Origin of the sequence: Paracoccus aminophilus JCM 7686, assembly GCF_000444995.1 — a bacterium.
GTDB lineage: Bacteria > Pseudomonadota > Alphaproteobacteria > Rhodobacterales > Rhodobacteraceae > Paracoccus > Paracoccus aminophilus.
In genome coordinates this window covers 191,465-202,421 of record NC_022050.1, presented here as the reverse complement: position 1 = coordinate 202,421, position 10,957 = coordinate 191,465, and the positions used below count along the sequence as shown (strand labels likewise).

8 protein-coding genes and 3 pseudogenes are annotated in these 10,957 nt (G+C 62.8%); 4 read left to right on the top strand and 7 right to left on the bottom strand.

All coding sequences use genetic code 11. The annotated features are described in order from the left end of the window. Positions 1–223: 223 nt before the first annotated feature. Genes JCM7686_RS23250 through JCM7686_RS23235 form a run of 4 tightly spaced genes read right to left on the bottom strand, consistent with a single transcriptional unit; the run spans position 224 to position 6,122 of the window. A complete protein-coding gene (locus JCM7686_RS23250) occupies positions 224–3,574 on the bottom strand; it encodes an error-prone DNA polymerase (RefSeq protein ID WP_020952740.1) in 3,351 nt (1,116 codons plus the stop codon). Beyond that, positions 3,571–5,040, bottom strand: coding sequence for a Y-family DNA polymerase (locus JCM7686_RS23245; protein WP_084621333.1), 1,470 nt, complete (start codon positions 5,038–5,040; stop codon positions 3,571–3,573). Before JCM7686_RS23245 ends, JCM7686_RS23250 begins: the two co-directional genes overlap by 4 nt. Further along, positions 4,994–5,569 carry an ImuA family protein gene (locus JCM7686_RS23240; protein WP_020952738.1) on the bottom strand — a complete coding sequence of 192 codons (576 nt, stop codon included), beginning with the start codon at positions 5,567–5,569 and terminating at the stop codon, positions 4,994–4,996. Before JCM7686_RS23240 ends, JCM7686_RS23245 begins: the two co-directional genes overlap by 47 nt. Continuing rightward, on the bottom strand, positions 5,553–6,122 hold the full coding sequence (locus JCM7686_RS23235) for an SOS response-associated peptidase family protein (RefSeq protein ID WP_020952737.1): 570 nt from the start codon (positions 6,120–6,122) through the stop codon (positions 5,553–5,555). The genes JCM7686_RS23240 and JCM7686_RS23235 overlap by 17 nt, the downstream gene beginning before the upstream one ends. Before the next feature lie 84 nt (positions 6,123–6,206). Here JCM7686_RS23235 and JCM7686_RS23230 point away from each other — a divergent pair, with 84 nt between their 5' ends. The 4 genes and pseudogenes from JCM7686_RS23230 to JCM7686_RS23215 form a co-directional block, all read left to right on the top strand. Further along, complete coding sequence (locus JCM7686_RS23230) at positions 6,207–7,139, top strand: IS5 family transposase (protein ID WP_020952736.1); 933 nt, start codon at positions 6,207–6,209, stop codon at positions 7,137–7,139. A 55-nt stretch (positions 7,140–7,194) separates the two neighbouring features. Next, a pseudogene (locus JCM7686_RS23225) lies at positions 7,195–7,509 on the top strand (DDE-type integrase/transposase/recombinase); the annotation flags it as partial. A 288-nt stretch (positions 7,510–7,797) separates the two neighbouring features. Further along, positions 7,798–8,874: an IS110 family RNA-guided transposase gene (locus JCM7686_RS23220; protein WP_020952734.1), complete on the top strand. Its 1,077-nt coding sequence runs from the start codon at positions 7,798–7,800 to the stop codon at positions 8,872–8,874. 16 nt (positions 8,875–8,890) lie between these two features. Beyond that, positions 8,891–9,187: pseudogene (locus JCM7686_RS23215) on the top strand (IS3 family transposase); the annotation flags it as partial. A 16-nt stretch (positions 9,188–9,203) separates the two neighbouring features. Here JCM7686_RS23215 and JCM7686_RS24245 read toward each other — a convergent pair. The 3 genes and pseudogenes from JCM7686_RS24245 to JCM7686_RS23775 all read right to left on the bottom strand — a co-directional run. Continuing rightward, positions 9,204–9,803 (bottom strand): annotated as a pseudogene (locus tag JCM7686_RS24245) (IS481 family transposase); the annotation flags it as partial. 284 nt (positions 9,804–10,087) lie between these two features. Next, a complete protein-coding gene (locus JCM7686_RS25095; protein WP_268935177.1) occupies positions 10,088–10,222 on the bottom strand; it encodes a hypothetical protein in 135 nt (44 codons plus the stop codon). Positions 10,223–10,324: 102 nt separating this feature from the next. Next, the gene (locus JCM7686_RS23775; RefSeq protein WP_084621331.1) at positions 10,325–10,948 is read right to left on the bottom strand and encodes a TetR/AcrR family transcriptional regulator; all 624 of its coding nucleotides are present in this window, start codon (positions 10,946–10,948) and stop codon (positions 10,325–10,327) included. Positions 10,949–10,957: the final 9 nt, after the last annotated feature.

Here is a 10,957-nt window from a genome sequence, read left to right as displayed (position 1 = left end):
TGCAGAGGGCGGAGCTTACGTGGCCAAAGGAATTGTCCGGTGAATGCTACCAGCTTTCCGAGAGTTGAACGCGTTCAACTTTCAGTTTCACGGCATGGGAAGCGCCCAGCCAGGTCTCGCGCCTTCCCCCAAGACGGGGACCTACACGTCACTACCGAAGACAAGTTGAACGCGTTCAACTTTTTCATAACCTCTGCTGATACTGCGCCAGTCATTCTGCTATTCAGTGGAAGTCCCTGCTGGGGAACAGCTTCCGAGCCTGCTCGCGAGGATGCCGCGCAGCCGCTCCGCCCCCGGTTCGGATCGGCCGCACCGTCTCCCCTGCCCGCTCGGTCTCGGCCCCGATCTTCAGCTGCCGCCCGATTGTCGCAAGGCGCGGCGAAAGGTCTTCGATCTGCTCTGCAACGAGGTGAACAACTGCACCTTCCCGCTCGATCCTGCCGGCCACCCGCAGCAAGCGCCCAGCAATCACCGCCTTTCGGAAAGCCTCATACACCTTCTTCCAGACCACAATATTGGCAACTCCGGTCTCATCCTCCAGTGTGACGAAGACCACCCCGGACGCTGTTCCCGGTCTCTGGCGGGTGATGACCAGGCCGGTGACGATCACCCTGCCCTTCGCCTCTGACAGCTGTTGGTGCGGAAGGCTTTCCGGCAGGTTTGGCCGCAACAGCTCCAGCGGATGGGCCCGCAACGAAAGCCGAAGCGCCAGATAGTCCTCAATCACCTCCTGCCCGAGCGTCATCTGCGGAAGACGCACGGAAGGTTCCGCGCCCCCTTCCCCATCCATGCCGAACAGCGGCAGCGGCTTTGGCGCTCTCAGGGCTTTCGCCTGCCAGAGCATGTCCCGCCGGTTCTGCCCGAGGCAGGCAAAGGCATCCGCTTCCGCCAGGCGCTCCAGTGCATCGGGATGGACTCCCGCTCGCCGCCACAGGCTCTCCACATCGGGATAGCCGTTGCCGCGGGCTCCGACGATCCAGCCCGCATCTTCTTCTCGCATGCCCTTGATCTGGCGGAACCCGAGCCGCAAGGCGAGCGCATCGTCCGGGCGGCGCTCCAGGGTGCAATCCCATTCCGAATGGTTCACAGAGACCGGCCGCACCTCGACGCCGTGATCGCGGGCATCCCGGATCAGTTGCGCCGGCGCATAGAAGCCCATCGGTTGTGCGTTCAGCAGTGCACAGGTGAAGATCGCCTGATGATGATGCTTCAGCCAGGCCGAGATATAGACCAGCCTCGCAAAGCTCGCGGCATGACTCTCCGGAAACCCATAGCTGCCAAAGCCCTCGATCTGGGCAAAACAGCGTGCCGCGAACTCGGCGTCATAGCCACGTGCCAGCATGCCACCAATGAACCTGTCCCGGAACGAGCCGATGGTCCCCATCCGCTTGAAAGTCGCGAGGCTGCGGCGCAGCCGGTCCGCTTCCGCCGGCGAGAAGCCCGCCGCGACCACCGCGATCTGCATCGCCTGCTCCTGAAACAGCGGAACGCCATAGGTGCGTCCAAGCACCTCCATCATTGCGGGGCCCAGATCCTCAGCCTTCTCCTTCCCCTGCCGCCGATTGATGAAGGGATGCACCATGCCGCCCTGGATAGGACCAGGCCTGACGATGGCGACCTCGCAGACCAGATCGTAGAATTTGCGCGGCTGCATCCGAGGCAGGAAATTGAGCTGCGCCCGACTTTCCACCTGGAAGACCCCGATGGCATCGGCACGGCAGAGCATCTCATAGACCTGACCATCCTCGGCCGGGACATTCGCCAGCGTCAGCTTCCTGCCCCGGTGATCCTCGATCAGACCGAAGGCCTTGCGGATCGCCGTCAACATGCCGAGCGCAAGGATATCGACCTTCAGAAGGCCGAGCGCGTCGATATCGTCCTTGTCCCATTCAATGACGGTGCGATCCTCCATCGCTGCATTCTCGATCGGACACAGCTCGTCCAGCCGGCCATGTGTAATGACGAAACCACCAACATGCTGCGACAGGTGCCGGGGAAAGCCGATGATCTCGCCAATCAATTGCATGGCCAGGGCGACACGGAAGTTGTCCGCGTTCAACCCGGCATCCCGCAGCCGGTCCTCTCCCGGCGCCGAAGAGGATGATCCCCAGATCTGCCCCGAGAGCCGGGCGATCACGTCCTGGCTCAGCCCCATGACCTTGCCGACCTCACGGATCGCAGCCCGCGACCGGAAGTGGATCACGACAGCGGTCAGGCCGGCGCGCTCACGCGTGTAGCGTTCATAGATCCACTGGATCACCTCTTCCCGCCGCTCGTGCTCGAAGTCGACGTCGATGTCGGGTGGTTCGCCGCGGTCCTTCGAGATGAACCGCTCGAAGATCAGGGTAATGCTCTCCGGCGGAACCTCGGTGATGCCGAGAAGATAGCAGACCACCGAATTGGCGGCCGACCCGCGCCCCTGACATAGAATGCCACGGGACCTCGCGAAGACCACGATGTCATGGACTGTCAGGAAGTATGGCGCATATTCCACTTCGGCGATCAGCCGCAGTTCCTTCCCGACCCGCGTCACAATCTTTGGCGGCGCACCGTCTGGATACCGGCGATGCAGCCCCTCGCGGGCCAGACGCTCCAGCCTTGCCTGCGCTGGTTCGCCATCCTGTGCTTCATCCGGATACTGGTAGCGCAGCTGGTCGAGCCGGAAGGCGCAGCGGTCGGCGATCTCGACCGAGCGGCGGATTGCCGCCGGGTATCGATGGAACATCCGGGCCATCTCGGCACCGGCCTTCAGGCGGCGTTCGCCATTGGCCAGCCGTCGCTCGCCGATGGTATCAATGGTGCAACCCTCGCGCAGGCAGGTCAGCACATCCGCCAGCGGGCGGCGTGCCGAGCGGTGCATCATGACTTCTCCCACAGCGACCTTGGGCAGGCCGGTGGCCTGAGAGAGGATGGCGATCCGGTCTATCCGCTCCTGATCCTGTCCGTCATAGAAGGGCGCCGCACCGAGATAGCATTGCCCGGCGAACCTGCGGGAAACCCGTCGAAGGCTGGTCTCTATCCGATGCAGCTCGGGGGAATCGGCATCCAGCACATCGGGTGGCAGTGCGATCAGGATCATGCCCAAGCCCCAGTCCTGCAGATCCGCCTCCTGCAGATGGCACTCGCCCTTGGGGGCACGGCGCTTGCCGAGGGATAGGAGCCGGGTCAGCCGCGACCAGGCCGCGATATCGGTGGGCAGGGCCAGCCATTCGACCGGGCTGTCGGTGAATACGAGACGGGCGCCAGGGATCAGGCGGGGCAGGCGGCTCTCCGGCTGGATCCCCGCAGCTGTCTGGTTCTGGCCGGTTAACAGCTGCTGCCGGCTGGAGGGATCGGTAACCCGCTGTGACCGGATCGCCGGACCTTCGTCACCGGCATGTTCGGCTTCCCGCAGCCGCGTCAGTTCCTTCAGGGCCGAGAAGGCCCGAACTACACCCGCCACCGAATTCCGGTCGGTGATCGCGATGGCCGTCAGCCCGAGTTCGGCCGCCCGCGTCACCAGTTCTTCGGGATGCGACGCGCCCGTGAGGAAGGTGAAGTTGGTGGTGACGCAGAGTTCGGCATAGGCGGTCACAGGAATGTCCCCTGCACGGCCCAGGCCGGGGCCATGGGGGTATGAAAGAGCCAGAGCCGCGGCCCTTCCTTCGTCTCGATCCGCCAATAGTCCCGAACGCCGCTGCGCCAGGCGGGATCGTCGAACCACCATTCCGGGGTGATCCGTTCTGGCCCGGCAGCGCGCAGGGTGGTGAAGCTCATCCGTCGCCAGCGAAACCGCGCCGGGGGATGCCCGGACGCCGAAGTGACCGGCTCCGGCGGAAAGATCATGGCGGGCCGGCGGGGACGTTTGCGGAAGGGCAGGGGGGTCGTCTCGCTGTAGGCGGCCGGCACCGTCAGGAAGCTCCGTTCCGGGATGCGGCTCTCGGCCGGCAGAAACCGCAGCACATGGTCGAAGCCCAGCCGATTGCCGAGGCGGGAGATCAGGTCGTTGAGCTCGTCTTCCTGCCGGACCTTTGCCTCTCCGATCTGTTGTGGGGCCAGGGGTTCGGTCACCACGGCCTTGATGCGAAGCGCGTCGATCCCATAGCCGGAATCGACCTCTTCGACGCCCTTGCGGAACAGCGCCGAAATGCGGACGGGATCCCGCATCGCCCGTGCGAGCCCGACTTCGACCGTGACAGTCGCCTTGTCGACCCGACGCAGTTCCAGCCGCACGCGCCGCGCGCCCATATGGGCTGAGGCCAGCTTGCCGCAGAGGCGCTCGAGCAGACGGTCGAGCCCCGCCATCACATCCCCCGTAAGCCCGATCGGTTCGGGCAGGGTCATTCTCACCCCGAACTGCGGCGCCTCGGGCAGGGCACCGACAGGCTCAGGCATGGTGCCGAGCATCTGGTCCAGCGTCGCGACCAGCCCGGGCCCGAACCGGCGCGCGAGCGGAGCCCGGGGCAGGGGGATCAGATCGGCGATGCGAGAAAGTCCCATGCGCGACAGCCACTCGGAAATTTCCGGCGAGATAGACAGTGCCGAGACCGGCAGGTGACCGAGCCGCTCCGCCAGCAATCCATCCGGCACGATCCCGCCGCCATGCCGGGCCAGCGCATGCGCGCCGCCGCGGCTTCCGGCAATCGCGCTTTGCACGTTCAGCCCCGCCTGGATCAGCCGGGCCTGGAGATCGCCGCGCAGATCCTCCTCGCCGCCGAAGAGATGTGCGACCCCGGTGATGTCCGCGATCAACCCGTCGTCGCCATCTGTTGCGACCTGAGGCGCATAGCGCACCGCCCACCGGCGCAGAGCCACCAGCGCAGCCATCTCACGCACGGGATCCGCGAGGCGTGTCGCCAGATCGGGCACAAGGGCCCGGGCATCTGCCAGGGGCATGCCGCGATGCAGGCCCTGAGCTCGCGCAGCAGCATTAAGACAGAGCAGCTGATCGGCATTGCCCGCGCGATGCGTCAGGGCAAAGGGCCCCTCGACGGGGCGTGTCCGCAGGCTGACGTCACTGGCCAGCCTCGGAAACCATATGGCAAGCAGTCGTCGCGCCATCCCACTGCACGGTCCAAAGTCCAGGAGTTCCTGATTTGTTCTTATTAAGGCTCCACTGATGATGAGTCGAGTCCGCGGCTCCGGCTGCCGGATCACATTTCCAGCGGGTCTCGGCCGCGTTGCTGCCCTGACCCTCCCGGATCAGCAGCAAGCCGGTGGTTTGCCCGGCTTCGGCGGCCAGTTGCAGCCTCCGTCCTGCGGTCAGGCTGAGCGGCTTAGCAGGTTCGCCGATGACGAGGCCGGAGGGTCGAGCGCGCAAGGCCTCCTCGATCGCCCAGAGAAGGTCGGGTTCCGAGCGGGTCTCGATCAGATGCAGGCGCTCCCCAATGCCGGCAGGCAATCCCCGTGCCATGGGGCGCAGGGGTTCGTGCTGTGGCAGGATCCAGAACAGTGGACCCGGGTGCCGGGAGGCCTGGAAGAGAGCGAAACTGTTTCTGCCCGCGCCTCCCGCTTCATGGACGCGAGCAGGGGCCAGGCTGAAGGGATCGGTCGTGGCTGTCGAGATTGGCCGGTCACGCAGGATCTTCACGCGCACCCTCCAGAACGATTTCCAGGGCGCCGTCGGGCAGGGGGCGCTGTAGGCGCAGCGCCTGCTCTGTCGGTGCCGTCAACCAGGTCCGCCACTCCTCCGGCCGCGTCAGGATCACCGGCATTGCTTTCTCATGAACCGGTCGCACCTCGCGATTGGGAGTACAGGTGAGGAAGCCGAACAATTCGGTCGTCACTTCGCCTTCCTTCAGCTTGCGCACCGAGATCCATTCGGTTCGGATGCCGGCAAAGAAGGCCAGCGGTCGATCCGGGCCGAGGGCAAACCAGACCGGATGGTTGCGCGGCGCGCCGGCCCTTCCGTCGAGCTCGGAAAAGCTGGTGAAGGGGACGAGGCAGCGGTGTTCGACGCCGAGCCAGCGCCGCCAATGCGGCGAGGCGACATTGCGGATATTGGTCACCCCGGGGTCCGTGCGCTTGCCTTCGAGATACGCAGGCGGGGTTGGCATGCCCCATCTTGCTTTGGTCAGCTGCCATCCTCGCCCCGGGGCAGGGCGAAAGATCGGTGCCGGATAGTCGGGCCAGATGCCCGGCATCGTTGGGAGGTTCCCGGGGCGTTGTTGCAGAAGTCTCCAGCGAGCAGGATTCACACGTCGAATCTGTGGGTTTAAGGGGCTGGGATGACCAAGCCTGAACCCGCCCGCTACCACACGACGAACTGGAAGTCCTACAACGGAGCGCTGAAGCAGCGCGGTTCCTTGCTGATCTGGCTGGACAAGGACATGGCGTGGCGCGGTCCCAGGACTGGGCGTAACGGCCGGCCTGCGGTTTTCAGCGATGCGGCCATTCAGTTCTGCCTCATGGTGAAAGTCCTGTTCGGGCTTCCGCTCCGACAAACGACAGGGATGGTGGAGAGTATTCTGTCGATGGCCGGCCTCGATTGGCCAGTGCCTGATTTCTCAACCCTGAGCCGGAGGCAAAAGCGTATCACGGTGCGGATATCGAACCGCCGTGCGCCGGGTCCGCTGAACCTGCTGGTGGACAGCACCGGGATCAAGTTTCTGGGTGACGGCGAATGGCTTGCGCGCAAGCATGGCACGCAGCGCCGACGCCAATATCGCAAGGTTCATCTGGCAATGGATACGTCCACTGGCGACATCCGCGCCGTAGAGTTTACCTCGAGCGACAAGGGCGACAGCCCTGTGCTGCCCCACCTGCTTGACCAGATCCCCCGTGATGAACAGATTGGCACCGTAACCGGCGATGGAGCCTTCGACACCCGGCGTTGCCATGCCGCAATTCTGGAGCGCGGTGGCACAGCGGTCATACCCATCCGCAAGAACGGGCGACGATGGCGGGAGGACTGTCCCGCCGCCAAGGCGCGCAACGAGATCCTCAAAGCCACACAACACCTGGGAAGGGCCGCCTGGAAGCGCTGGTCCGGGTATCACGTCCGAAGTCGGATAGAGGCAAAGATGAAATGCCTCAACGCATTCGGGGAACGCATCGCCTCACGCGATCCGGACCGCCAGACAGCCGAAGTCCAGATCCGCGTTGCGCTCATGAACCGTTTCAATGCACTCGGTACTGCCGAGATCAAACGCGTGGCATGAACTCAACGGGGAAAGGGAGACATCCGGCCAACGGCCGACTTTTGCAACAATGCCGATTGCGGGGATCAAGGCGCAGATCGGCTATAAACGCCGCCCTGGCAGCTATGGCGGCAAGCCATCGGTCGTGGTCGATAATACCCTCGACCGGCAGTTCGACGTCGAGGCCCCGGACAGGGTTTGGGTGACGGACATCACCTACATTCGGACGCTGGAAGGCTTCGTCTATCTCGCGGTGGTCATCGACCTCTATTCCCGGCGTGTGATCGGTTGGTCGATGCAAAGCAGGCAGACAACGGATGTCGTTTTGCAGGCCCTGCTTATGGCCGTCTGGCGGCGCAAGCCGAAGGGAAAGGTGCTGATCCATTCGGATAGTCATACGCTTGATGCCAGTTCTCGGATGGTTTGACTCAAACACCGATCGACCGTTCGCTGGATTGGTGCCGCAGGGCTTTCCGGTGTGATCTGACCCTCACTCCGATCGATCCAACACGTGTCTTTCCCTGGACCTGTCGATCATCCGGGAACGCCCTGCGGTGAGGCTTGGCCTCGAAGGTGCGCCGTGACTCCAGAAGGGCATGACCATTCGGTCCCATGACTGTCCTGTCCGTGCATTCTTCGGCGCAACGAGCGAACAGGCGACCCAGGAGAGGATAATCGGATGGCAGTCTATCCAGAAGAAACTCATGTCATCGGTGGCGTCGATACGCACAAGGATTTGCATGTCGCGGCCGTCGTCGACCATCGTGACCGTGTTCTCGGCACCGAGAGCTTCCCGACAACACGGCATGGCTATCGTTTGATGCTGGCGTGGATGCGGTCCTTCGGCGACCTGCGCCGTGTCGGGGTCGAGTGCTCGGGCAGCTATGGCGCCGGTCTGCTGCGCTATCTGCAAGCCGCAGGTGTCGAGGTGTTGGAAGTGACCGCACCTGACAAACTTGATCGCCGTCGCCGCGGCAAGAACGACGACTACGATGCAGAAAGCGCAGCACATGCCGCCTTTGCCGAGCGCCACACCGTCACGCCGCGCAGCCGAGATGGAATGGTAGAAAGCCTGCGTGTCCTGAGGGTTTGCCGCAAAACCGCCGTTCAGGCGCGCCGGATTGCCCTGCAGATGATCCAGATGACGATCGTCTGCGCGCCAGACAGGATCCGGGAGCCTTTGCGATCCATGACGCGGATGCAGCTGATCCGGACGCTTGCTGCCTGGCGCCCCGATCTCACGGCGTATCGCCAGGTAGAAGAGGCCTATCGCATCTCTCTTAAGTCTTTGGCCCGGCGCTATCTCGAACTGCATGACGAGGTCGCCGACCTCGACGACATGATCGAAGCCATCGTCAAAGATCTCGCCCCGGAGCTGCTCGCCCAAACCGCGATCGGCTTGAACAGCGCGGCACAGTTGCTGCTGACGGCTGGGGACAACCCGGATCGGCTAAAATCAGAGGCAAGCTTCGCGGCATTGTGCGGCGTGAGCCCGGTCCCGGCTTCTTCAGGAAAGACAGTGCGGCACAGGTTGAACAGGGGAGGTGACCGCGCCGCCAACAGCGCTCTCCACATCATTGCCATCGGTCGCCTGAGATTGGACGCACGTTCGCAGGCCTATGTCGCTAGGCGCATCGCTGCGGGCAATTCCAAGCTGGAGGCCATCCGCTGCCTCAAACGCTACATTGCGCGCGATGTCTTCGGCATCATCATGAGGCGGCATCGGGAGATCAACCAGAGCCAGATCGCCGCTTGACTCTTAGAAGGGCGTCCAGGGGAGCCAGTTCACCAGCATGGATTGGGCTGCGTTCCTGCGCGCCCACAATCTTGAGCATTCAATGAGCCGCCGCGGCAACTGTCACGACAATGCGGTCGCCGAGAGCTTCTTCAACCTCCTCAAGCGCGAGCGGATCAGGCGCAGGACCTACCGGACCCGCGAAGACGCAAGGCAGGACGTGTTCGATTACATCGAGATGTTCTACAATCCGAAGCGCAAGCATGCGAGGAACGGGATGCTGTCGCCCGCCGAGTTCGAACGGCAGCAAAAGATGAGACGCGAAGGCGTCTAAGAAACTCGGGGCTATTCTGAATGCCGTTATCGGTAAGAATGGTGTGAACCTGGTAGGGCACGGCTTCGAGCATGTGCTGCAAGAATTCCCAGGCCGTCTTCCTGTCGGCTTTGTCGACGAGCTGGGTCACGGCGAACTTGCTCGTGCGGTCGATGCCGACGAATAAATACAGCTTGCCTTCAGCGGTCTGAACCTCGGCAATGTCGATGTGGAAGAACCCTATAGGGTAGCGTTTGAACTTCGACCGTTTCGGCTTGTCGCCTTCCACGTCGAGCAAGCGAGAGATGCCATGCCGCTGCAAGCACCTGTGCAACGCTGATCGTGTCAGGTGTGGGATGGATGGCTGCAAGGCATAGAGACAGTCGTCCAGCGGCAGAAGCGTATGCTTGCGGAAAGCGACGATCATTGCTTCCTCCGCTTCGGACAGAACCGTCGAGCGTGGGTCCGTGGGTCCCGTCTTCATATCCTCGACCGTCACGCGCTTGCGCCACTTAGCCACCGTCTTCGGATTGATGCCCAGCTCCCGGCTCAGCTGCGCGAGCGAAGTTTGCGATCGCTGTATTGCTGCTCTGACGGCGTGCGTGGTCGTGGCGCTTCCGTGACGAACTTGTCCCATAAGGCATCCTTCCATTCCAAAGAAAGGATCGCACCATCAAACCGTGGGATCAAACAACTAGCTTCTACACGACACATAGCTGCACTCGCGCTGCGAGTGAATCAATTTCGGAAAGATCTGGGCACCAGCATGCTTTGCGTTCGCTGAACGAGGCGTACGCATCAGGGCCCACCCGGCCTACGCAGGGCAGGTTGGTCAGTTTAAACTTGCGATCCGCCACTATTCGATACGGAAGCGCCCCTTCAGGTTTTCGATGGGATAGTCTGTTGGAAGAATCAAATCGCTCACCCCGCCTCGGACGTGAATGCATCGGATGTCAGGCGAGGACGGTGATCTTTCGAAGCCCAGATGCGGCGTCCGGTCGAACGGATGGGAATCGAAAAGCCGAATGGCTGGAAGGGTGGATCGTCTTCGGTCATGCTGCCCTCCGTGTTCGGGGCAGCATGACATCGTCGCAAATCGGTATTCAGAGCTCGTGGCAGGGGTCAGATGCAACGCTTACAGATCTTCTGGAAATTCCGTTAATTTATCTGCCCTTGGATGCCTGGATCGCTCCGGTCCAGCATCGCATTCATCAGTGCGGTTTGCAGCATGCGTTGCTGAACCGCTTCGGGGATTGCCAGCAGATCAGCCGGCCCGAGAACGGCGCGATGGGTCACGAAGCCGCTTAGAAGGCTGAGGGCGAAATGTGCCTTTCCCGCATCGGCATGACCAAAGGCCCTGCTCAGCGGAAGAGCCAGCGACGAATCAATGAATTGCGCGATGATCGCCCGCGCCTCGCCACACAGGCTGGACTGGATAAGCAGATGCAACGGCCTTACGTCTTCCACCCTATTCGGATTGCGCAGGAAGGCCAAATCACAGATCCGGCTGATCATGGTGGCGCCATCCGGCTCTCCTGCCGCGATGTCGTCGAGTGGCCCAAGCGTCAGCAGCGCCTGGCGGAAAATCTCTGCCTTGGAGCCGAAGGCGCGATGGACATAGGCTACATCAACCCCGGCCGCGGTGGCGATGTCACGCAGACTGGTATCGGAATAGGGCGTCCGTGCAAAAAGCAGCATCGCCGATGTGAGGATGCGTTCTTTCCCGGTTGTGTGCCCCGGCGCACGGCCGGTCATGTTGGCTGAGGTGAGGGACCTTGGCATAGGCGGTTC

Coding starts and splice junctions, on each gene's coding strand:
- JCM7686_RS23775 (WP_084621331.1), bottom strand. CDS start 10,948: ATGCCAAGGTCCCTCACCTCAGCCAACATGACCGGCCGTGCGCCGGGG.
- JCM7686_RS23220 (WP_020952734.1), top strand. CDS start 7,798: ATGGCAGTCTATCCAGAAGAAACTCATGTCATCGGTGGCGTCGATACG.
- JCM7686_RS25095 (WP_268935177.1), bottom strand. CDS start 10,222: ATGACCGAAGACGATCCACCCTTCCAGCCATTCGGCTTTTCGATTCCC.
- JCM7686_RS23235 (WP_020952737.1), bottom strand. CDS start 6,122: ATGCCGGGCATCTGGCCCGACTATCCGGCACCGATCTTTCGCCCTGCC.
- JCM7686_RS23245 (WP_084621333.1), bottom strand. CDS start 5,040: ATGGCGCGACGACTGCTTGCCATATGGTTTCCGAGGCTGGCCAGTGAC.
- JCM7686_RS23230 (WP_020952736.1), top strand. CDS start 6,207: ATGACCAAGCCTGAACCCGCCCGCTACCACACGACGAACTGGAAGTCC.